The following is a 23,574-nucleotide window of genomic DNA, read 5'->3' as shown; positions in this document are numbered from 1 at the left end:
TACAATCTTGTATAACCCTTAGCTATATCTCTCTCTGTAGCAAATGGATTAGATACAAATCTCTCCTCTGTTAGTTCGGGTCTATTAAGATAACCACGAGCAAGGCCAGCTCCTCCTATATATAACTCTCCAATCACTCCTATCGGTACTGGCTGCTGATGCTGGCCTAAAATATAGTATTTAATATTTGACATATTATCTTTATTAAAATAACTATTATTTACCCCAATCAATGATGTTATAGTTGCTTCAGTTGGACCATATGCATTAATCACAACATCTATTTGATTTTTATAATATTTAAAACTTTCTTGAGATATATGTTCTGAACCAATAATTAATCTATTTAAAAAATCAATTTCTTCTGAGCCAATATTACTACCATCTAAATATGATGGTGACACATCTATATGAGTAATTTTATTAAACTTTAAATATTTTATAAATTCAAAATAATCCTTAATTTGCGTATTTGATGGAATATATAATAAATTAGAAGTAGATAAGCTTAAAAATAACTGTTCAACAGAGGCATCAAACACATAATTAGCAAATAGTACAAATCGCTCTTTAGGTAATATGTTATAGGGCTTAACAAGTGATTCTAATAAATTTATAACGCTTTTATGCTCAACCATCACCCCCTTAGGCAATCCAGTAGTACCCGATGTATAGATCACATATGCAAGATCTGTAGATTGACTATATTGTGCAAGATTACTCACATCTTCACTTTGGTATACTGTTTCATCATCTTGCTCATCTATTAAAATAAAGTTAATATCTGTAACATTTCTTAATGTTTCCTCTAAGTGAGATTGAGTGATTATCAACTTAGCTTCTGTATCAGATAGTATATGCCTGAATCTCTCTACAGGATATTCAGGATCCATCGGTACATATGCACCTCCTGACTTCATTACAGCTAATATGGCTATCACCATATCTAAACTTCTTTCTAAACATAACGGTATCAGCGTATCTGCTTGAAGTTCTTCATTAGTAACTTCTTTATATCGCTTACGGATATATCTTGCCAACTGATTAGCTTTATTATTTAGCTCTTGATATGTTAATTGCTTTTCTTCAAATACTAACGCTACATTATCCGGATTCTTCTCTGCCTGTTCTTCAAATAACTCATATATAGTCCTATCATTCGGATAATCACTATCAGTACAGTTCCAGTCATATACTATCCTCTGATAATCTTGTGGTGTTAATGCTAGAACTTCTGATATTTGCTTATAACTATTTTTAACTAAACTATTAAGTAGAACTATATAGCTATTTGCTATCTGTTGAATATACTCTAAAGAAAATAAATCTTCTCTATACTGAATCCTAAAATTACAAACATCTGCTACTTGCTGATACTGTAAAACAAGCTTTGCTCCAGCTATATCTATGTTATATCTATGATTAACACTCAAAGAGCAATCATCAAAACTTAATGTATAATCTTTTAGATTTGTCTGCGCAAAACTAATATCTAAATGTTTTACTGGCGACTGCTGAACAATCTTATCAATCGGTAGCCTACTATATTTTTCAGCTCCTATATTAAATGATCGAATATCTCTAACTGCCAAATCTAACAAACTATTAAAAGTTGTACTTGTATCAAAAGAAATTGCTGAAATAAGAGTATTTATATTAGCTCCATACTTAAGCTCTTTTGCTTGGGATATTGCTATTGGATATATTAATGCTACATAATTTTGATTTGTATATTTATTAAATAAAACAGCAAAAACTTGACTAAATAAAGTAAATAATGTCACTTTCTTAAATTCAATAAAGTCATTAATATTTGAGTCTAACTTTATATCAAAACGATACTCATTGACTAAATATTCTCCAGTCCCTCCTATATATGGAAATTCTATGCTTGGTGATAAAGGAGCTAATTTTTTAGACCAGTATTTATTCTCTGCATCTAATTTGCTAATGCTTTTAACTTCTTTGATAAACTTTTGATTAAGCTGAGCAATTTGGGTAGCTTGTACATCTAACTGTAACGACTCTTGTGTATAATCATCACTATTGTAATAATTGCTTACCGTGGAAATAAACTCATCAAAAGCACTACCATCTATTATTGCATGGTGTAATACCATGATTAGATCATAATTATCATCATCTCTCTTAAATAAACCAAAGCGATATAAAGGACCTGTATCAAGCAAAAATGCTCTACTAACAAAATCATACTGATTATCAATATTATCAAAAATCTCAAGCCTAGCTATAATTTGATTTTGCTCCCAATATAGTCCAGACTCTGACTCTATTAGATGACTATTTAAAACTATATTACTTTTAACTACTCTTGTAAGTGCATTGGTCAATCTAGCAATGTCTAAATTACCAGAAATTCTCTGATCAAATACAATATTATAATCACTTCTACTAGGACCTATCTGATACTCATTCCAAAATAATCTTGTATAGTCATTTGCGATAATCATTTATGTGCTGTTTATTGATAATTATTTAGAAAATATTATATACAAAGGCAAATGTACTAGCTAGGTAATGGATATTTAAATAACGTTTGGTAACAATTGAGTCTTCTTTTAACCCCTCTCAATTTTTGATGGATTGACCAACTATATACAAAATACTTTAAGAATCATTAATAAGATCTATAGCACTTGATAAATAGCTACTTGTATCTATAATACACGGTTCCTTAAAAAACTGTCCATGCTTAGCCGGTAATATCTTATATTCGTATCTCTCAAAAATCTTATCCCACATAGGTATAGGATCTTTATCAGAGTTTACAAAAGGATTTAATTTACTCTCATAACCATATAAAAGTAAAGCCTTACCATCATAAGCCTTAGGAAAGTATTCTAATGTAGCTAAATATGGTGAGACATCTAATATTCTCTTAAAATGTACTACTATAGATTCTGCAAACATTCCAGATTGACAATTACCAAATACAACAAATGGCTCATAAACATTACAAAGCTGACTTATTTGATTAAAATAATACAGACATAAACGTTCTTGAAATTTACGATATTTATCACTATCTTTAGCATAAGTATGTAAAGATCTCATACCATATAGAGGTTGGTCATCACCTATTATCTTCGCTAAATTACTAAACTCTGTCCAGTTATTACAAACCCAAAATATTGGTGGCTTATTGCCAGCTTCATTACAAACTAATATACAGCCTTTAGCAGTACCAATTATATCCATCATTTGATCTACATCTCTAGACATCTGAGATAGGATATTATAAAACTCTCGTTGCTCAGATTGTGTCAAATGCTCATAATCCATAATTCTTGGTCGATGATCCCAATATTCATAGGCATATTTTCCTTTACGAAAAGTTAGACTACTAAGTTGCCCTTTCTCTATATCTGTAAGTCTCCTGTTTATTAAGTTTGAAATACTTTGATAATAAAAAATATCTTTAACATCAAACTTAAAGTTTAATTGAGCTGTATTTACCTTAGAGACTATCTTGATAGCTAAAATACTATTACCACCTATTCTAAAGAAATTATCTGTTATTCCTACCTTCTCTAAACCAAGCACCTCTGCAAATATATTACTTAAACTAATCTCTAGCTCTGTAACCGGTGCTACATAACTAGCTTCATTTACAAAATCAGATTCTGGCAATGCTCTTCTATCTAGCTTACCATTCACAGTCAATGGCATACCCTCAAGCTCAACCAATATACTCGGCACCATATACTCAGGTAATACCTTAGCTAATCGATTAAGAATCTCTTCTTGTGTTAATGTAGTTTCTTTATCTAATACATAATATCCTACTAAGTATTTAGAATCATTCTTGTCTTTAGCTAGTACACAAGACTGCCTAACTCCCTCTATTGAACTTAGTTGATGCTCAATCTCTCCTAACTCTATTCGATATCCTCTGATCTTAATTTGATCATCATTTCGTCCTATATACTCTATATTACCATCAGACAACCATCTTACTAAATCTCCTGTCTTATACAACCTTGTATAACCTTTAGCCATATCACTCTCTGTAGCAAATGGATTAGATACAAATCTCTCCGCTGTCAACTCAGGTCTATTCAAATACCCCCTCGCTAAACCAGCTCCTCCTATATATAACTCCCCTACTACCCCGACTGATACAGGCTGTTTATACTTATCTAATACATATAGTTTTGAATTACTATTTGGCTTACCTATTGGTATAACCTCATCAAATTTATTAACTAAATAATGTGTAGTATATTGTGTACATTCTGATGGTCCATATTGATTAACTAACTGCGTACCATCTATAACTGCATAAAAATCTTTGGCAAGTTTTGATGGTAGTCTTTCACCACAGTTAAAGACCAATCTCAAGCTACTTAGTTTGCTAATATCCACTCTCTTGACATAATCCACAAACAACTCAAGCTGTGACGCTACAAAAATAAGATAAGTGATTTGATATTTGTAAACATTTTCAATAAGCTTATCAAAGTCATATACATCATCTCTACTAAAAACTATGAGTCTAGCTCCTGTCACTAGAGCTACAAAAACCTCACGAGCAAAAGGATCAAACACATAATTAATCTTAGATCCTATCACATCTTTTTTTGATATGCCAAAATCATTTATAACAGTTATGATTTTTAAACTTATCTGCCTATGCTCAATCACTACTCCTTTCGGCAATCCTGTAGTACCAGATGTATAGATCACATATGCAAGATCATTTGATTGACTATATTGTGCAAGATTACTCACATCTTCACTTTGGTATACTATTTCATTATCTTGATCATCTATTGATATAAGCTCTATATCTCTTACTTCTTTTAATCTTTGCTCTATATGACTTTGTGTAATAACTAACTTAGCTTCTGTATCTGCAAGTATATGTCTGAATCTCTCTACCGGATATTCTGGATCCATAGGCACATAAGCACCACCAGCCTTCATTACAGCAAGTATTGCTATCACTATATCCACACTTTTCTCAAGACATAATGGTATTAGCGTATCTGCTTTCAACTCTTGACCGGTTACTTTTTTATACTGTTTACGGATACATCTTGCTAACTGATTTGATCTATTATTCAGTTGTTCGCATGTAAACTCTTTATCTTCACACTGTCCTGAGCTTGTCGAAGGGAATACTAACGCTACATTATTTGGATTCTTCCCTACCTGCTCTTCAAATAATTGATATATAGTCCTATCCTTCGGATAATCCTTATCAGTCCGGTTCCAATCATATACTATTGTTTGATAGTCTTGTGGTGATAAGTTATTCATTGTATAATTAACAAAAAACTCTTGTAAACTATAAACTCTATGAAAAAATTAATAAATAGAATTTTTCTTAGTAGACCTAAAATAATCGTAGCCACCTTTAAATAAATACATCATGAATGATATTAGTAAAACACATGTCATATTAATTGTAACTGTTATAAAGAGAATCCTCCATAAACCCTCATGAACACTAATCATGATAGGAAACATAATCAAATCGTGGGTTAAAATTGTTATAAATATAGAAAAAAATGATACTAACAAAATATTTTTATCAAAAACTTTTAAAATTATACTGAAAATATAAATCTCTGCAATATAAGTTATCAAAGATGCTAAAGCACCTGATAAAGTCAACTTTAATAAAGGTCCAGATAATTCTATGATAGCTCGCGTTTGATTACTAACTTGATTTGCAGACTCATCAATACAAACAAAATTTGCAGAATAAACTAAAAATGCAAAAAGAATCTCAGAAGAGCTGCTGATTATAGATAAAAAAGTAGCTAATTTTGCACCATATAGATAAGTAATAATATTAAAAATGATAAAAACTGATCCATACAAAAGAGCCGACTGTCTAAAAATGATATCGCTACCAAAAAATGAAAATGATATTTGATTAAAAAACAATATATTTATACTAATTCTTATAACAATAAGTATTACTACTATAAAAACTAATAGTATAACTCTATTTTCATTTTCTTCAATCAAACAAACACCCCTTAGTAACAAAACCTTAACTAGAACATGATTAAAATGACTGTTGATTCAATTATCAAGTCATTCTCGCGAAGGTAGGAATCTCTCCAGTATTTAAGAGATCCCGTGTCAAGCACGAAGACTACTACTGTTTTTTTATGGTACATACTGATTAAATCAACAATTTTTTAAATTATAACACATTATTCCTTTCAATTAATTATCTCATACTAACCTATCAAAATAATATAAAATATAGCTTATAAGACTTTTCAAGAACTAATAATAATTCACAAATAAATAACTCTAAAGACTCCTAATTTGATCATGCTAACTATACATATTTCTAGTGATATTTATCAACTCTTGTAATTCTCCACTTTGCAAATCATTAATCCCTGCAGCAGCCTCTCTACCACCTCCGGTGGCGAATTGTGAACAAATATCAGCCGCACCAAATGGTTTATTTTTTGGAGCTCTTAGGCTTATTAGGTAGTTGTCATTATCTTTTATTGTTGCAATTATAATAGCTTTATCGCGATACTTATTTGCTAAATCATTACCTAAGGTTCCGCTGACTCTTCTTGCCCAAGATTGATTAGGAAGTTTGACTAGCTTGATATTATCAAAATTGTGAACATCTAAATTATCTAGATTTTTGCTATCACTTGCAAATCCCTCCCTTAACTTATAAAAGCACGATTCTGTATCAGCAATCACATCAAATGGAGTCTCATACTTTATCAACTCATGATACAAGTCAGCTGGATGATAATACAAATCATCAATCGCACTGCCATAACCATTATAGTTGATTAGTATTCCTAGCTTTTTTAGTTGAGCTTTTTGCTCACTATTTAGTTTAAGCAAATCTGCCTCATTGTCTGCCACATGATGCAAATTATCACCATACGCTGCTACAATTGCCCAAAGATGATATTTTTTACCTAAACTATTACTAACTAATAATGCTGTACAGATATCTGCTGATGTATTTATATGAGCTTTTAGTTTTGGATTTAAAATTAGCTTATCAGCCTGATGATGATCAAAATATGCTATCTGATTGACACACCCTAATAGTCTTTCTATATCTTGATAATTCTTATCATATGAAATATCTAATACTGTCACAACTGCATCATTAGCATCTTGATTAGAGATATTTTTACATAGAGAAATATCTCTTTTAATCCCTGTGATTAATCTATGATTATCACTCGCTACTGGCAATGCCTTGCGTAACTGAATTAGTGATAATATCCCATCTGCATCACCATTGAAAATATCTATATACATTTGTATACCCTAGATTTTATTATTTGAAATTAGATAGTCAAAAATCTGCTCTGCACAATTTTTTATAGATTTTGCCTGTGTTTTAATATGTATATCTGGATTTATTGGCTTTTGATAGGGTGATGTTATGCCTGTGAAATCTGCTATATTTCCTGCTCTTGCTTTTTTATACAAACCTTTGGGATCTCTATTTTCACACTCTGCTAACTCAGTATCTATAAAAATTTCAATGAAATTATTCTTGCCAATAAGCTCTCTAGCTTGTTCCCTATCAGAGATATATGGTGAAATAAAGGCTGTACTGACTATGATCCCTGCATCTACAAAAAGCTTAGCAACCTCAGAAATACGTCTAATATTCTCGATACGACTAGCTTCATCAAAACCTAAATCTTTATTAAGACCATGACGGATATTATCACCATCTAGCACATAAGTATGATAGTCTTTTTGATGTAATATACGATCAACAGCATTTGCGATAGTTGACTTACCCGAGCCACTTAGACCAGTGTACCATAGCACTACTGCCTTATGCTTCTTATGATTAGCTCTTTCATCAGTTGAGACACTAGTATCATGCCAAACGATATTTTTGCTCACCTGTATCTCCATTAATATAAAGGATAAATTATAGGTATCATAACACAGCAAGATACTATATATACAATTGAGACTGGCACTCCAGTTACTATAAAGTCTCGCCACTTATAATTTGCAGCATTCATTACCATCAGATTAGTTTGATAACCATACGGAGTCAAGAAGCTTGCCGAGGCTGCGAACGCCACTCCAAGCACTACTGGAAATATATTGATACCAACTCCTAATGCTAGGTTATATGCAACCGGAAACATCAATGCAGCAGCAGCATTATTGGTTATAAATTCTGTCAGCAATATTGTCGTGATAAAAATCCCTACAAATATAACTATAGCAGAGTGTCCTGCTAAATATATGCGCGAAAAATCAGCAATACTAGCAGCTAAACCAGTATTATCCATACTCGTAGCGATACATAATGAACTAGTAACTATCAACCAAACTTCAGTAGGGAAGCTATTTTTGATCTCATTAATAGATACACTCTTGGTTAATACCAAGATGCCTAATAATATAAGCATCCCAGAAAACATCGAATCCCCAGAAAAAACAGAATAAACAATAACAGCAATAAAACCAAATATTACCAAAGCCTCACGCCAGCCTGTAATCACTCTTTTAGGTTCTACTCCTTTTATGACCAAAAAATTCTGGGATATATTAGATCTACCTCTAAAATCATCGCCTGTAGCCAATAACAAAAAGTCTCCAGCTTTGATAATTAGCTTACCAAGCTTACCAGAAATTTTTTCACCATCTCTACGTACAGCAACGACAGCAGCATCAAATTTTGATCTAAACTCAATTTCTTTGAGACTTTTACCAATAATATTAGAATCTTGCTTAACAAGAACTTCTGTTAATTGAAAAGTATCAAATCCTTCTGTCTGAGCATATAGTTTTAGACCATCAAACTGATTTAATATCGAAACTTTTTGGATATCTCCAGAAAATAATAACTTGTCTCCCTCTGCAAGAATATCATGGGGTTTGACAGGACATATCCTATCACCTTTGTTGGTTATAATTTCAGCAAGAAACAAGTCCTCTAGATGTCGTAATCCCGCTCTTTCAACATTTTTGCCAATAAGTGATGATTTTACAAGCACTTCTGCCTCAACCATATAGCTATTATAGCTATTAATTTGGGGTTCTTTTTTTGGCAGAAATTTACTAGTAAAATATAATGTTATACAGCCAAATATAGTCACCACAACCCCAATAGCTGTAAAATCAAAGAAACCAAAACCTTTGGATCCTGTCGCAGCTGAGTACATACTACTGACAACAAGATTTGTTGAGGTACCAATTAATGTCAAAGTACCACCCATAATAGTTGCATATGACATTGGTATCAAAAGTCGCGAAGGTAGTACTGCTTTTGAGTTATTGATAGCTTTGATAAGTATAGCTACAACTGCAGTATTATTTAGCACGGATGATGATAAAGCTGAAACACTCAAAACCTTTATTAAAGTTTTTTTCTCTGTCTTGGCAATCAGTAAATTTTGTAACTTTCGTAATATACTTGTCTTTTCAATCACCGATGCAAGTATCATAATTATTACAAGTGTAACCAAAGAAGCATTGGATGCATTAGCTAACAGCTCTTTTTGGCTAACCCAGCCAAAAGCAAAACAAACAAACATCACTACAGCAAAAATCATTAATGTCTTATGCTGATAAAAACATAACAACATAAGCATAACAATAATTATCAAAAATAATACAATAGCACTCATAGTTAGCCTCTTAAGTTTTTGGCTCCCCAATGAGGAAAATGCTTGCGAATAAGATCATTTAACTCTAGCTCAAACTCTGAGTAATCATGACTATGACTTCTAAGCTCTCCTTCAGCAAGTGGCTTGATAATCATACCTGCTCCAATAGTCGCATTAGATAGCCTATCTATAATTATAAATGCACCAGTAACTCTATTTTTTTGATAATCATCAAAACATACAGGCTCTGACAAGCTGAGTTCAACAGCGCCTATTTCATTTAAATCCAATTTACCACAATCAATATCTTTGAGTGTGTTTATATCTGTTTTGTAATTAAACTTACATACCAAACCTGTTACTTGCTTAGTCAAAAACCTGATATAATAATCCTTGCTTTCTGTCAGAGGTTGCTCATGCATCCAAACAATATGAGCTTTAAGATTAGATGATACATGCGATATAGAGTCCTTATGAACAATCATATCACCATGGCTAATATCAATCTTATCATTTGTTGTCAAAGTCACAGCTTGTCCAGCCTCTGCACACTCAAGATCACCATCAAATGTTACTATTGACTTAATAGTTGTAATCTTACCACTTGGCATAACCCTAATAGTATCCCCAACACTGACTTTGCCAGATACTACAGTCCCTTGGAAGCCTCTAAAATCTGAATTAGGTCTACTCACTAACTGTACCGGAAAACGAAACTCGTCACTAACTGATTGTTCTATCTTCAAAGTTTCTAAATAATGCATTAATGGTGAGCCTCTAAACCAAGGCATATTTTCACTTTTTGTAACCACATTATCGCCCTTTAGTGCTGATATCGGTACAAATCTAATATCAGGTATCTCTAGACTCCCTGCTAATTTTATATAATCATCTTGGATTGACTTATAAACTTCTTGCGAGTAGCCCACTGTATCCATTTTATTTACCGCGACTATCACATGTTTAATACCTAAAAGTGAGCAGATAAAACTATGTCTACGCGTTTGGGTTTGTACTCCATTTCTAGCATCTACAAGGATTATCGCCAAATCACAGTTTGATGCGCCTGTTGCCATATTACGCGTGTACTGTTCATGCCCTGGAGTATCAGCTATGATAAATTTACGCTTATCAGTAGAGAAGTATCTATATGCCACGTCTATAGTAATACCTTGCTCTCTCTCAGACTGCAGACCATCGACAAGTAATGCTAAGTCAATTTGATCGCCTTGTGTACCAACTTTCTTACTATCCTCTGTAATAGCAGCTAGCTGATCCTCAAATATCATCTTACTGTCATGCAAGAGTCGGCCAATTAAGGTACTCTTACCGTCATCAACACTTCCACATGTAATAAACCTTAATAATTCTTTTTGCTCATGCTGTTTAAGATACTGTTCAATATTTGTTGCTATCAAATTTGATTGATGTGACATTTCATCCCTCTTTTAAAAGTATGTAAAAAGTAGTCTGTAGTAAATAGAAAATTAAATTCAACAAAAGAAATCACTAACTGCTCCTTTACTACTTACTTTTTTTCTACTATGTTTTTCTTTAAAGCTCTTAACATTCTAAATATTTCATAAAGCTCATTTTTCCACACTTGACTGATTGCCTTATTTATATAGTTTATCTTTATGAGAGTCTTTTCCCATTCCTTCAGCTATATTTGATGCTACAGATAAAGAACTTCTAGTAATCTGATCTTTAAAACAAAAGTCTTTTGACTCTGCAAAATCTTTTTCAAACTTCTAAACTCACACTTCATTAATAATCTACCTACTATCCACTTAGTGCTACAGACTTTTTAATTTCAAAGAAATTAAAAATACCCCTCAATTTTCTTCTTCTCCATCGAGCCAGCACTATCTTTGTCTATAGCTCGACCTTGACGTTCAGATGTTTTAGTTAGTAGCATTTCTTGGATAATTGCTGGTAATGTATCAGCATCTGACTCAATAGCTCCGGTTAGTGGATAACAACCTAATGTTCTGAATCTAACCTTTTTATTTACAGCCTTTTGTCTTAGTTCAACAGGTGTTCTATCATCATCAACCATCATCAAGATACCCTCATGCTCAACTACTGGTCTTTCCTTAGCAAAGTATAAACTTGGGATCTTGATGTTCTCCATATAAATATATTGCCAAATATCTAACTCAGTCCAGTTTGAGAGTGGAAATACTCTGATACTCTCACCTTTGTTTACCATACCATTGTAGATATCCCATAGCTCTGGTCTTTGGTTTTTAGGATCCCAGCGATGATTTTTATCCCTAAATGAAAATACTCGCTCTTTAGCACGCGATTTCTCTTCATCACGGCGAGCACCGCCAAATGCAGCATCATATTTACCTTTATTTAAAGCTTGCTTAAGTGATTGAGTTTTCATAACATCAGTATGCTTGGCACTACCATGAGAAAATGGCACTACCCTCTGATCAATTCCATCTTGATTGATATGTACCAAAAGCTCAAAACCATACTCTTTTGCCATATTATCCCTAAATTCTATCATCTCCTTAAACTTCCATGTGGTATCCACATGAAGCAATGGAAATGGAATCTTACCAGGATAAAAAGCCTTCCGAGCTAAATGAAGTAGTACTGATGAATCCTTACCAACAGAATATAGCATTACCGGATTCTCAAACTGTGCCACTACCTCTCTAAATATCTGTATTGACTCATTTTCAAGTTTTTTAAGATGTGTTTGCATATCTTTATACTCTACCCTACTATTTATCTGCAAATATTTTATCTATAACATAAGCTTGCGCTTCGATTGCAGCGATAGTTGCTTTTAGACTCTCTAGTTCTGTTTGTAGTTTTTGATAATCTTTTTGGATATTCTGATTTGATTGCATCAACTGTTTAACCTTTGTATTTAACTCAGTATTCGCTTGCATAAACTCCTGATGTTGAAACATTTCAACAGACATAGCTAGCTCTCTACGAATAGCATCAAAAAGTTTGGTATTCTCAAAGTCTTTTTCGCGAATAGCTTTAACCATTAATTGCAAAAATCTTGGTGTTTTTTTGGTAAATGATTCTATTGGTTGGTTATTGTTTTTAATATCTTTATCAAGAAAATCATCAATCTTAGCTCGCATCTCATCTGTAATTGATATATCCAAAAATTGCGATAATACTTCAAGCATCTTATCAGTATCTGTAACTAATGAGTCAAAAGATGTAAAGATCCTAGAATAGTCTCTACTCTGTAGCTCTGCCATCAGAAAATGATGTGCCCAAACTAGGTAGCTTTTTTGATGCGAAAACTTGTTTCTTGTTTCTAAAGACATCGCCACTTCTGTAGGATTACGATACGGAATAATAACCTTAATATCTATACCAAGGTTTTTGCAAGCCTGTTCCCAAATAGGGAATAAGATACAAATACGTGGATCTTTGATAGCTATCTTATCAGCATTAGCAAATTCAGATATCAAGATTTCTTCAGCTCTTTTGATATATTCTATTTGCTTTTCTTTAGGAATATCATCTACTGTCATGGTGTAGGTATCCCAAGTAAAACCGTTATCATGCATCATATCTTTATCTAGTAGTTGACTGTATATATTCTCAAAAAAACCTTTAGGATTTTCTTTTAAAGGCTTAGTAAGTTTACTCCCAAAGTCACAACCTATGATACTTAGTGTTCCAGCCAAAGCTGATGTGCCACTACGATGCATTCCTAATACAAAACAAACAGATTTCATACATAATCTAATCAATATTTACTACTTATCTGATTATAACATCACTAAATCAAATATCTAAATAATCGATGATAAGTGACAAATACTAAGTAATGAGAAAATTATGGAGATTTTATTTACCGAAGATACTAAACCTAGTGCTTCAACAAATATTGTAGTAACCAGCACCATCTCTAAATTCTCAATCAAGTTAATAATGGCAAGCTCATCACTTTGAATACCAATCTGCAAACCAATAGTCTATCATACTCAAAAATAGCACTCTAACAAATAGCTTATATCCAAGCTACTACTCACTGACCTCTACTTAATTTTTTTCAAAACTCTCTGCAAATAAAGCATCACTCTTGCATAAGCAGCTCTTGATTTACTGCTGTATTTTGACACTGGCGACTGCTGAAGCTTAATAAGCTCATTAATAAGCTCTATTGCCGAGCACGGCTTAAGTGTCTTTGGATGAATATAACTTGGATAAATAATATATGCTGCAGCAACAAGCTCTGTTAGACTAAGCTTGCGTTGCCTACGCGACTCTACTAAAGCATCATTTGTCAGCCCCCAACCAGCATAAAAAGGCATACCGTATGTATAAACATTTTTACCATACAAAAGCCCCTCAAAACCAGTAAGCGATGTAATAGTATGCACCTCATCAACTGCAGACAGTACAGATGACATACTCACATTTGTAATTATCTCATCACAATACTTTAGCGCTTGCTCCTCCGGAACATTACCTAATCTATTACCACTTAGAACATCTGGATGTGGTTTGTAGATAATATACTCATTTGGCTTAGCTTGACGGACTTTTTTGAGTAATTCTAGGTTAGTCATACCTCTACCACCAAATTTAATAGATGCATCATTCTCAACCTGACCAGGTACTAAGACTTTACGCATTTTTGTAGGCAGATTAAGCTCACAATGTGCATCTTTGTTATATTTCGATAACTTTGAATTTATGAGCTTAGTGATAAGGGTATCCGCTTGTTGCAAGAGCTGCTTATCAAACTTATAGTAATTTAGAATATTTTCTAGTCTACTTGGGCATGTAGCATCAAAGTATATCCCAACATCATCAAAGACCTGTGAGTATGGCTGTGTCAAATCAGATCCTAATGCTACTGAACGGATAAAACCATCTTCTACGCGTGTTATTTTGATATTATTAGCCCGAGCAAATTCTTGAACTTCTACAAACTCTTTGCGTCCCCAAATAAAAATTTCGACATTAGAGTATTTCTTGAGTCCTTTGCGATATGCCAAATCATACTCATTAGCAAATATAGGATTTATAAAACAAATCTTTGTATCTGAATACTGAGCTAGAAACGGTTTAAGATATTTGTGCTTCCATCTTGAGAACCCAAATAAAAAATTTTTCTTAATATTTTTTTTACACCTCATTAGTCAAACATATCTACCAATACATGCTAAAGTATTATTTATAATACTTATTAATTTCTCAGAATATAATAGTACACCTTCAAAAACATCAACTAAATTGTTTTAAACATATTCATGAGCCACAGGATTCTAGCATCTTTTATGAGATTATTAAATCACCCCAACTTACACTCTCTCTAACCCTTTGTAATTATGAATTACTCATACAGCCTATGATGTTTAAAAATAGTACTTGATCAAATAGTTTAAATATAAGCTATTTGCTAGATTGTGTGCTCAAGCCTGACACAATGACGTACTAGTTTTAAGTTATTTTAGCTATAAACTTCAGAGTTAATCTCAAATACATTATCAACCCTTACTACGCACTATCGTCTTCTAACGATCTCATTGATAGTATCAATAATATTAGAGCTTCTTTTTTCGTAAGGATTATAATATCTTGAGTAAAGAATATAAGCTGCAGCAAAAACTTCTTCTACTGATAGCTTGCGTACTCTACGATCACATACAACTCTATCATCGGTAATACCCCAACCAGCATAATAAGGCATTCCAAAGCACACACATTCACAACCCAACAATATTGCCTCAAAGCCCATACCAGATGTCTTAGTATAAACTTTGTCAAAGTGCTTAAGTAATAATACGGGATTAACATTTTCACTGATTATAGTGATATTCTTGGGGATATTTGCAATATCAATATCAGACTGTTTCTTACCAGTAAAGACATCCGGATGTATCTTGAGGTATATTTTAGCATGAGTGTTTTCATCAACTGCTGCTCTAGTCACATCATCAGTCGTGAACTGATTAGCTAAACCATACTCAAGGCTACTATCACCAGCTGTTTGAGCAATGATTAATATATTCTTTTTGCTTTTATACAGATTATATTTTTGACAAAACTTCTCATCCACTTCAGGAGCATTATTATATTTGGATATATTATACTTTCTAATCAACATCATAGCTTCTCGAGCTATTGCCATTAGCTGACTATCAGCTGAGAAATCATAACTATTTAGGATATTCTCAAGCCTACTTGGCATAGTAGCATCATAGTAAATACCTTTATCATCTTCTACAACACCAAATGCTGGGGAACCATCAACACCTAAGCCAAGTGAGCGAATAAAACCATCCTCATATAATCTCACACTACCGCCAAATTTTGCATGACACCATAGTGCCAGTCGCCCAGTCTTTTTGCGACCCCAACCAGCAAATTTACGCTTATAGAAAAGCTGTAAAAAATTATTGATATAGTAACGATAGCGATATAGCATTTTGACTTAGTTAATTCCGACAACTTGCTTGATTATCTCAAGATTTTTTGCCCAAGTAAAGTTTGCCAACACATAGTCTGAGCCAGCCTTTGCCATTGATAAATCATCTTCACTTAGACCATTTTTATTTATACGCTGAACTAGAGCATCCATTTGCTCTTTAGTCTCAATCACATGACAATACTTAGCAAACATCTGAACAGCAACAGTATTATTAGTAACAGCAATACCTCCTCAAGCAAGTATCTCAATAAGTCTACGCGAAAACATTGTTGGTGAATCTTCGATAGTATTTACATTTAACGAAAGCATATAATCACGATAGATCTGTGCTGTCTGACTATGACTTATAGCTTTTTCAACAGTCATATTCTCTAATTCTGGGTAGCGATAATTTTCGGAATTACGATCAAAGACTGTCAAACCAAGCCCTTGAAAACATACTGACTCAAACATAACATCTTGGATTTCTCTACGCTTTGAATGTATATGATGAGAGTAGCTACCTGCAAAATTAGCTCGCTTGTATTTAAAATCAAAATCTTTGAAATAATGTATTTTTGGTTGCACAGCAAACATCATTGTATTTACATTCGTCTTAGCACTCACTCTAGCTCGATACTTAGGTATACAATTCTCATCAACTGTAAATATATGCTCAAAATGCTTTGCACTATCAATAAATCTATCAAAATGCACACTATCTTCTTTATTCCAAAAGACTGTGGCTATTCCACACTTTTTGGCATAATTAACTACTTTGATAAGCTTAGCATTTGATCTCTTATGATGATCTGGATATGATGCTATTTTGAACTTCCAACTATTATGATATCCCTGCCAAGCTGACTCAACAAATAATACATCTGGCTTAAAAATTTTAAAAACAAATTTGTAATTAAGCGGAGTGACATTATAGCAAATGCAGTCACCTTCGTAACTAATCGTAGCTGTAGTTATCTGATCTGCTATTATTGCTATTTTCAAAACACTCTCTCTATAGTTTAAATTTTTTTGATTATAGAAATGTCATTATATCATTAAAAACATTGCTGCCGAAACTCTAACTATCTCTACCAAAGATATCTCTAGTGTATAGCTTATTCTTAACATTTATCAAATCATTAGACATCCTATTTACCACGATAACATCTGAGATGGTTTTAAACTCGGTAACATCGCTAATAACTTGTAGACCATCTATCTGAGTTACTTTGATAATCGGCTCACATATAACAACCTTTACATTATTAGCTACAAGCTTACTAATGATACTATGTACAGCAGAGCTTCTAAAATTATCAAAATTAGCTTTCATAGTCAGGCGATATATTCCAACAACCTTGTGATTTTTTAATAATATTGACTCTGTAATAAAATTCTTACGAATATTATTTGCGCTAACAATCCCCCCTATAATATTTGATGGTACATTTTGATAATTTGCTAGTAGCTGCTGAGTATCCTCAGGTAAGCAATAACCACATACCCAAATGATGAATTATTATAATAATCACCAATTCTAGGATCTAAGCTAACACCATTGATAATCAGTTGAGTATCTAAGCCATAAATTTCGGCATAAGTATCTAACTCATTTAAATAGGCAACCCGCATCGCAAGATAAGCATTTTAGAAAAGTTTGACAGCTTCTGCCTCTGTTGGGTTCATAAACAATCTCTCAACATCTAGTTTGATCGCACCTTGAGCTAGTAAATTTGCAAATACTCTAGCTCTATCAGTCTGCTCTCCCATAATAATTCTAGATGGGTATAAATTATCATACAAAGCTTTCCCCTCGCGCAAAAACTCTGGCGAATAGATAATATTGTTAGTAACAAACTTTTGCTTAACTGATACTGTATAGCCTATAGGTACTGTACCTTTTGATAACAATTACAGCCTCTGTATTGATCGCCAATATATCTGTAATAGTTGTCTCAATTGAGCTAGTATCAAACAAACCAGTAGTAACATCATAATCTGTAGGTGTTGCTATAATTATAAAATACGCATCTTTTTTATCTGATGTTGCTCGTATATTCAATAATTTAGTTGTCAAATATTCTTGAATATCATTATCCGCTATTGGTGATATCTTAGAATTAGCATTTCAACTTTTACATGATCAATATCATATGCTGTTACACTATTGTGTTGTACTAGTACTATTGCATTAGATAAACCCACATACCCTAAGCCAACAATACTAATAATTTTCATACACGTATAAACTTATCATAATTAATATATCTCAAAAAGACTATCTTCTACCAAATACAAATGGTGTAAACGGATACGGTCTACCATTAAACCAAAGACTCTCTCTCTCCGTACATACACTATTTATCGGAACCTCTCCTCTTCTATGAAATCCGAATACATTAGCACATAAGAAAGTTTCTTTAGGTACTTCACAAACAATTTTTTTTGATTTCGGATATACTTTTCTAATGCAACTTTCATCTATTCGAAAAGCTCCATTATAGCCTCTATTATGATTTCCACAAGCTATCAAGCTTTGCTTATATTCCCAAACTAGTCTTCTCAAGGTAAGTCTATGAGAACCTTGATAGTATTCAAAGCATCCATTATTATTTGACCTGACATCCGTTAAAAAAAACCAGCCTTTCGTACAAGGATGAAAAGTATCTCTATGCCAATTAGACTGAATATCTTTTTGTCTATTTATACTATTTGACTGTAAAATTTCTTCATATGACAATACTGGATATGAATTCTTCGTATGTATATATTTTAACAAGTTTTTAATCTCAATATTTTCTAAAGGAAAGATCTTATTTTTTTTTATTCTATATTTTGTTAGTGTTGTTGATCCCTCTTTAACGGAATACTTATTATACGACTGATTTTTTAGATCAAAAATCAAATCCCTATCACTGTCACTAAGCGCAACATCTTTAATTAAGTATCCATTTTTTATAAATTGCTTTCTACTATTATGATTAACTCTCCAAAACTGCTGAAACAATCTAACTCTATAAAAAAATGATGTAATAAGGACTCTATAAATATGCAATCCACAAAGATTTAAAACATAACTTCCAATATATTTATTACTTTTAAAATTTTTTGATCTTGTGAAAATCACAAAAAACGACTTATCATACCACTTCTTATTCTTCATTTTTTGTTATCTACCTATAAGTAAATATTTACGTTTTTAATTATTGCTTTTGATGCTGAATTATTAACAAAAGTAGCGCTAACCTTTTGAACCATCTCATGAGTACAATTTAAGATCTTTTCTGAGTCTAATATATTCAGTATAGGAGCATCTCTCAATAATATACCGTTTTTAATGTTTTGACTAATTCTTTTTTTAAAATCAAGATTAGGCTTTTCAACACCTCTATTAAAAAAACCAAATCTTTTTAATAGCCCATATGAGCATATATATGATAAATCATCATTACCACATATAATATTATCAGAAGAAGGGCTTTGTATAATAACTCTGTAGTCTGCTATCTTCTTTAAAAAATCATAAACAAACACATCAGGCTCACCTGTAATTATTATATCTAGTAAGTATGATATAGCAGCATCATAGTCATTTTTTTTTATTAAATCGAGAATTCTTAACATAGTAATATCCCGAGAATTCTTACTTAATGCTCTTTCATAGTCAGCCGTAGTAACATTGATACTGTCAATTTCCAATAAAAAATTTAAACCAAATTCTAAAACAAAGGAGTAAGCATTCTTATATATAGTATCTAATATTTTTGAACTCAATATTGAATTAGCAGACAAATATAAAATTAAACTATCTTCTCTTTTGATAATAGATAATAATGAATTCAGTAAAATACTTTTATCTTCGCAAACAACTCGATAAAACTCAAAACAATGTTCATACTTATATACATCATCTCGAATATTATCATTTGTAATGTAAGTACCTACAATTACCTTAACTTCAAAATCTACTATATCAACTGCATTTAAGATAGAAGATAAACATTGATCAATACTTGTATGACTATCATCGCACGTGATAAGTATTACTAATGGTGGCTTTTGTTTTTGCACTGGATTCATGTCATGACAATAACTTAGAACACTTATGGTAACATCTTTGATAAAATTTTTATTTAAGATTGAAAAGCTTATATGATTTTTCATAAGCGCAGACAATGAAGAAGACTTATAGCACATATCATAAATACTAATATTACCAAGGGCATCAAAGCTACTACATACTACGATTTCAGGGTTATCACTAATAATTATGTCTGCAATATTTGATATAAAATTACTATTTAATACGCTAGAATCATCTACATGAATAATATATCCCGCTGAAGCGTAATCAATAAGCTCGTATTGATTGTTATCATATTTAGTATCATATAACTCCACTATAGTGCAACTATGACCTTGAACATACCTTCTAGAAAGTTCATCTCCAATCCCAATAATTATATTAATATTTTTATAACTTTGATTATATATAGAACTCATACAATCATGAAATCTATCCGGAGATCCTTTTGTTGTTATGATTATATTTATTAGTGGTTTACAATCCATCCACTTCATCTTAACTATGTCGATGAGATTATCTTCATTCCTAACTACTTTTATAATAGCTTTGGAAAATTTAGGGTACCAGTGATTAAATGAATTAACACTAGGATTTAACTCTTGACAAGCCTTACTAAAAATAATATTTTCACCGCCAAAGTATGACGCTAATATTCCTAGACCACCATTAGAGCTAATAAATTTATCACATCCAGCATATAGCCTACATTGTATTTCATTTAGACTTAAATCTTTATACTTTAATTTCAAATTCTTTAATGTTAAAACACCATAATTATCCAGATATTTTTGAGAAACATTACCATCCATAAACTCAACATGATCTTCATAATCAGCACCAAAATGGGCCGAATCAATATAAATTATTTGGTATGTATTATTTAATAATTCAAATAATTTTAGTAATGTGTTCTCGGATAAGTAATTCCTAGGCTGTTTGCCCCATTCGAGATTTCTTCTATTCGATATCACAATGGTTGGCTTACTAAATTTTATAGCTTTGTCAGCATAAAACTCTTGCAGAGGTGGTGGTGAGAAATTGTCCCAATCAAGTTCAGCAGCATGTATCCTAATACTTGGAAAAGATTCTTTTCTTAATTGAACTACATTATCAAAAGATCTTTTACTTTGAATCTCCGTGTGATTTGTTGAAAAATAATATAAACAAGCAGTATCCAAACCAGAAACTGTAGAATTAAGTACATTCTTCAGATATAAACTATACACATATGGCAATGTAGCTATGAGCTCATACCCAAATTCTGGTAAACCACTATAAACATCATATTTATTAGATATTTTATTTATATACTTACCCAAAATTATGCCTACCTTGATAACATACTTTTTAACTTATCAAATTCCGATTTTAACTCATATAGCATATTTGTTTTTTCTATAAGGGATTTTTGAACATTATCTAGATGACTTTGAACGAGTAAATTTCTTTGTATTAATTCTTTCACATCAACACTTTTTTTAGAATCTTTTTTAACTCTTCTTGTACTTTTGACACCTTTAGACAAGATTTGGTTTGCTGATTGAATTATAGATTTCTCTAAAGCTGCTACTTCTTTACTTTTGAGCTCTACTTGTTGTTCTAGTTTATTAATTTTCGAATCTTTTTTAGAAATTTCAGATACAAAGTCAATAAGATCATTATCTTTTTGAGTTAACTGATCTAGTAGCAGTTTATTACTTTGGACTAAAACAGCAGTAGGTTTACTTTGATCATTAGACGACTCATTATGAGATTTTTTCCCAATATATTCAAGTACTTTCTTTGTATAAATTTTAAAGTTGACATCTACGAATTTAATTAATTTATCAATATGCTCTCTTCTATAGTAGAACCTCGCGGTATATTGCCCTTCAAGCTCATTTAATTTAAATATACATTTTGAATTTCTATTCCAACTTTGTTTTTGTAGCAAAACCTTATTACTATATAAGTTAAATGCATATAAAACACCTTCTTCTTTTTTAGTTATAAGTTCTATACTATCCCTATGATAGATAACCTCTCTGTCAAAACAATTAACCATATTAATAAACTTAAAATCTAAACTATTTAATTCTTCTAACATTCTGCCTATATAACTCCCTGTATCAATAGCTACTGAACCTTTGTTTTTTGCACTATCTACAAAAATCTTACCAATCACTCCTGCCGATACTAACACCAAGTCTCCACGACGAACAACACTCTCTATTTTATAAATAATTTCATTATAAGACAAGGGCAAAATATTATTAGTATTATCACTCAAACCATCTCTTTGGTGTCCACATATAGTGATAGATATTATATCTTTTGAATAACAACCAAATATTAAATTCATATCTTCTCCACCGTATGGAGAAATAATTATAAGTCTTTTTGCTGTAGGAATGATTTTTTCTAACATAGCTTCTAAAACATTAACTAACATCGAATCTGTAAAAACCCCACCAAAAGTTCCTAGCCTGTACTGTAATAGCATATACTCTAAAACTTTTATATTTAATTTAGTAGAGTATCCACTTGTCATCAGTGACTTCATAGATAAGGTTGTCTCCCTAAGAAATGCATAGTATGATGGAATACCAACAACATCCGCATTATTAACAGAAGCTTGAATCTTTTTAATTATTTCAGTTGAATCAGCGTATGATATAGACTCGCCCCACCAGTGCCTTTCTCTATTATTGCGAAACTCTAAATCATATATCATATCAGATACTGCATATGCTTCACCATCATTCAATCTTATCAGCGAAAAAGACTGTAAGCTATTTAACTTTTCGACTATTAATGATGCAAGGTCATTAAGTGTTTCACTATTAATTAGAATATCATAATATTTCAAATTAATACGAAGGTATTTATACATATTGCTAATGTGACTTAACTCTTCACTAAGGGTACAGTTATGAGATAAGGAGTTACACAAATGTTTCATAACCAATTCGGGAGATTTATATTTATTTCTATAAAAAAAATCTAATTTTAAAGTATCTAAAGAATTAAGATTTCTTTCAAAACTTTTATTTAATCTTTTCAAAACTTTTTTATTTATACTATGCTTGCATATGTTTATTCTATTAAGCACTCTAATATTTCTAAGATCATCATCTAACTGTAGATCTAATATCTGGTGTATATGATCCATAAATGAAACTCGATTACATATCGCTATAAACTGATTAAGAAAGCTAAAATAATGGTTTTTCATGTTAGGGTGCAATTTAACTTTTTCAACCGCAGCTAGTAATTCATCTGCATCATTAAAACTAAGAACATTTCCATACCAATTATATTTTATTAGTCGAAGTACTAATACTGTTACAGAGTTGATAGGTAGAGTCATAGCTAAACTCATATATTCGTACAATAATTCTTTAGTTTTATAACTAAAATTTACTATCTTTAATACAGCTAAATCATCTTCTGAACAAAATGTTTCATTAGCAGTTTTCAAAAGCTTA

Annotated in this window: 21 protein-coding genes and 2 pseudogenes; all 23 read right to left on the bottom strand. The window is 31.8% G+C overall.

Annotated features, from left to right (window positions below):
- Positions 1 to 2,366: pseudogene (locus tag ACKTR7_RS09825) on the bottom strand (non-ribosomal peptide synthetase); the annotation flags it as partial.
- A 262-nt stretch (positions 2,367 to 2,628) separates the two neighbouring features.
- Positions 2,629 to 5,283: a non-ribosomal peptide synthetase gene (locus ACKTR7_RS09820; protein WP_407878132.1), complete on the bottom strand. Its 2,655-nt coding sequence runs from the start codon at positions 5,281 to 5,283 to the stop codon at positions 2,629 to 2,631.
- Between the two features lie 48 nt (positions 5,284 to 5,331).
- Positions 5,332 to 6,000 (bottom strand): VUT family protein, encoded by a 669-nt coding sequence (locus ACKTR7_RS09815; RefSeq protein WP_407878131.1) that lies wholly within the window; start codon positions 5,998 to 6,000, stop codon positions 5,332 to 5,334.
- A gap of 318 nt (positions 6,001 to 6,318) precedes the next feature.
- The gene (locus ACKTR7_RS09810) at positions 6,319 to 7,287 is read right to left on the bottom strand and encodes a DHH family phosphoesterase (protein WP_407878130.1); all 969 of its coding nucleotides are present in this window, start codon (positions 7,285 to 7,287) and stop codon (positions 6,319 to 6,321) included.
- A gap of 9 nt (positions 7,288 to 7,296) precedes the next feature.
- Positions 7,297 to 7,890 carry an adenylyl-sulfate kinase gene (cysC, locus tag ACKTR7_RS09805; protein ID WP_407878129.1) on the bottom strand — a complete coding sequence of 198 codons (594 nt, stop codon included), beginning with the start codon at positions 7,888 to 7,890 and terminating at the stop codon, positions 7,297 to 7,299.
- An 11-nt stretch (positions 7,891 to 7,901) separates the two neighbouring features.
- Positions 7,902 to 9,632 carry an SLC13 family permease gene (locus ACKTR7_RS09800; RefSeq protein WP_407878128.1) on the bottom strand — a complete coding sequence of 577 codons (1,731 nt, stop codon included), beginning with the start codon at positions 9,630 to 9,632 and terminating at the stop codon, positions 7,902 to 7,904.
- Between the two features lie 2 nt (positions 9,633 to 9,634).
- Positions 9,635 to 11,047, bottom strand: a complete 1,413-nt coding sequence (gene cysN / locus ACKTR7_RS09795; protein WP_407878127.1) for a sulfate adenylyltransferase subunit CysN — start codon at positions 11,045 to 11,047, stop codon at positions 9,635 to 9,637.
- A 180-nt stretch (positions 11,048 to 11,227) separates the two neighbouring features.
- A pseudogene (locus tag ACKTR7_RS09790) lies at positions 11,228 to 11,347 on the bottom strand (four helix bundle protein); the annotation flags it as partial.
- A gap of 86 nt (positions 11,348 to 11,433) precedes the next feature.
- Positions 11,434 to 12,330 (bottom strand): sulfate adenylyltransferase subunit CysD, encoded by an 897-nt coding sequence (gene cysD, locus ACKTR7_RS09785; RefSeq protein ID WP_407878126.1) that lies wholly within the window; start codon positions 12,328 to 12,330, stop codon positions 11,434 to 11,436.
- Between the two features lie 19 nt (positions 12,331 to 12,349).
- Positions 12,350 to 13,333, bottom strand: a complete 984-nt coding sequence (locus tag ACKTR7_RS09780) for a hypothetical protein (protein WP_407878125.1) — start codon at positions 13,331 to 13,333, stop codon at positions 12,350 to 12,352.
- 57 nt (positions 13,334 to 13,390) lie between these two features.
- Positions 13,391 to 13,564: a hypothetical protein gene (locus tag ACKTR7_RS09775; protein WP_407878124.1), complete on the bottom strand. Its 174-nt coding sequence runs from the start codon at positions 13,562 to 13,564 to the stop codon at positions 13,391 to 13,393.
- 72 nt (positions 13,565 to 13,636) lie between these two features.
- Positions 13,637 to 14,743, bottom strand: coding sequence for a capsular polysaccharide export protein, LipB/KpsS family (locus ACKTR7_RS09770; RefSeq protein ID WP_407878123.1), 1,107 nt, complete (start codon positions 14,741 to 14,743; stop codon positions 13,637 to 13,639).
- A 368-nt stretch (positions 14,744 to 15,111) separates the two neighbouring features.
- On the bottom strand, positions 15,112 to 16,035 hold the full coding sequence (locus tag ACKTR7_RS09765; RefSeq protein ID WP_407878122.1) for a capsular polysaccharide export protein, LipB/KpsS family: 924 nt from the start codon (positions 16,033 to 16,035) through the stop codon (positions 15,112 to 15,114).
- Between the two features lie 6 nt (positions 16,036 to 16,041).
- Positions 16,042 to 16,230 (bottom strand): hypothetical protein, encoded by a 189-nt coding sequence (locus ACKTR7_RS09760; RefSeq protein ID WP_407878121.1) that lies wholly within the window; start codon positions 16,228 to 16,230, stop codon positions 16,042 to 16,044.
- Positions 16,231 to 16,269: 39 nt separating this feature from the next.
- Positions 16,270 to 17,022: a CgeB family protein gene (locus ACKTR7_RS09755; RefSeq protein WP_407878120.1), complete on the bottom strand. Its 753-nt coding sequence runs from the start codon at positions 17,020 to 17,022 to the stop codon at positions 16,270 to 16,272.
- 76 nt (positions 17,023 to 17,098) lie between these two features.
- Positions 17,099 to 17,353 carry a UDP binding domain-containing protein gene (locus tag ACKTR7_RS09750; RefSeq protein WP_407878119.1) on the bottom strand — a complete coding sequence of 85 codons (255 nt, stop codon included), beginning with the start codon at positions 17,351 to 17,353 and terminating at the stop codon, positions 17,099 to 17,101.
- A 128-nt stretch (positions 17,354 to 17,481) separates the two neighbouring features.
- On the bottom strand, positions 17,482 to 17,652 hold the full coding sequence (locus ACKTR7_RS09745; protein WP_407878118.1) for a hypothetical protein: 171 nt from the start codon (positions 17,650 to 17,652) through the stop codon (positions 17,482 to 17,484).
- Positions 17,653 to 17,667: 15 nt separating this feature from the next.
- Complete coding sequence (locus tag ACKTR7_RS09740) at positions 17,668 to 17,931, bottom strand: UDP-glucose 6-dehydrogenase family protein (protein ID WP_407878117.1); 264 nt, start codon at positions 17,929 to 17,931, stop codon at positions 17,668 to 17,670.
- The gene (locus ACKTR7_RS09735; RefSeq protein WP_407878116.1) at positions 17,885 to 18,097 is read right to left on the bottom strand and encodes a hypothetical protein; all 213 of its coding nucleotides are present in this window, start codon (positions 18,095 to 18,097) and stop codon (positions 17,885 to 17,887) included. The genes ACKTR7_RS09740 and ACKTR7_RS09735 overlap by 47 nt, the downstream gene beginning before the upstream one ends.
- A 23-nt stretch (positions 18,098 to 18,120) precedes the next feature.
- The gene (locus ACKTR7_RS09730) at positions 18,121 to 18,258 is read right to left on the bottom strand and encodes a hypothetical protein (protein WP_407878115.1); all 138 of its coding nucleotides are present in this window, start codon (positions 18,256 to 18,258) and stop codon (positions 18,121 to 18,123) included.
- A gap of 40 nt (positions 18,259 to 18,298) precedes the next feature.
- Positions 18,299 to 19,183: a phytanoyl-CoA dioxygenase family protein gene (locus ACKTR7_RS09725; protein WP_407878114.1), complete on the bottom strand. Its 885-nt coding sequence runs from the start codon at positions 19,181 to 19,183 to the stop codon at positions 18,299 to 18,301.
- Between the two features lie 14 nt (positions 19,184 to 19,197).
- A complete protein-coding gene (locus ACKTR7_RS09720; protein ID WP_407878113.1) occupies positions 19,198 to 21,426 on the bottom strand; it encodes a hypothetical protein in 2,229 nt (742 codons plus the stop codon).
- Between the two features lie 8 nt (positions 21,427 to 21,434).
- Positions 21,435 to 23,567: a hypothetical protein gene (locus tag ACKTR7_RS09715; protein ID WP_407878112.1), complete on the bottom strand. Its 2,133-nt coding sequence runs from the start codon at positions 23,565 to 23,567 to the stop codon at positions 21,435 to 21,437.
- Positions 23,568 to 23,574: the final 7 nt, after the last annotated feature.

This window comes from Francisella sciaenopsi (assembly GCF_045862875.1).
Taxonomy (GTDB): Bacteria; Pseudomonadota; Gammaproteobacteria; order Francisellales; family Francisellaceae; genus Francisella; species Francisella sciaenopsi.
This window is presented reverse-complemented; position numbering and strand designations above follow the sequence as displayed.

What these genes read in the sequence shown, in the direction of transcription:
- ACKTR7_RS09820 (WP_407878132.1), bottom strand. Translation starts at nt 5,283, where the DNA reads ATGAATAACTTATCACCACAAGACTATCAAACAATAGTATATGATTGG.
- ACKTR7_RS09810 (WP_407878130.1), bottom strand. Translation starts at nt 7,287, where the DNA reads ATGTATATAGATATTTTCAATGGTGATGCAGATGGGATATTATCACTA.
- ACKTR7_RS09800 (WP_407878128.1), bottom strand. Translation starts at nt 9,632, where the DNA reads ATGAGTGCTATTGTATTATTTTTGATAATTATTGTTATGCTTATGTTG.
- cysN (WP_407878127.1), bottom strand. Translation starts at nt 11,047, where the DNA reads ATGTCACATCAATCAAATTTGATAGCAACAAATATTGAACAGTATCTT.
- cysD (WP_407878126.1), bottom strand. Translation starts at nt 12,330, where the DNA reads ATGCAAACACATCTTAAAAAACTTGAAAATGAGTCAATACAGATATTT.
- ACKTR7_RS09780 (WP_407878125.1), bottom strand. Translation starts at nt 13,333, where the DNA reads ATGAAATCTGTTTGTTTTGTATTAGGAATGCATCGTAGTGGCACATCA.
- ACKTR7_RS09770 (WP_407878123.1), bottom strand. Translation starts at nt 14,743, where the DNA reads ATGAGGTGTAAAAAAAATATTAAGAAAAATTTTTTATTTGGGTTCTCA.
- ACKTR7_RS09765 (WP_407878122.1), bottom strand. Translation starts at nt 16,035, where the DNA reads ATGCTATATCGCTATCGTTACTATATCAATAATTTTTTACAGCTTTTC.
- ACKTR7_RS09760 (WP_407878121.1), bottom strand. Translation starts at nt 16,230, where the DNA reads ATGTTTGCTAAGTATTGTCATGTGATTGAGACTAAAGAGCAAATGGAT.
- ACKTR7_RS09750 (WP_407878119.1), bottom strand. Translation starts at nt 17,353, where the DNA reads ATGAAAGCTAATTTTGATAATTTTAGAAGCTCTGCTGTACATAGTATC.
- ACKTR7_RS09745 (WP_407878118.1), bottom strand. Translation starts at nt 17,652, where the DNA reads ATGCGGGTTGCCTATTTAAATGAGTTAGATACTTATGCCGAAATTTAT.
- ACKTR7_RS09730 (WP_407878115.1), bottom strand. Translation starts at nt 18,258, where the DNA reads ATGAAAATTATTAGTATTGTTGGCTTAGGGTATGTGGGTTTATCTAAT.
- ACKTR7_RS09725 (WP_407878114.1), bottom strand. Translation starts at nt 19,183, where the DNA reads ATGAAGAATAAGAAGTGGTATGATAAGTCGTTTTTTGTGATTTTCACA.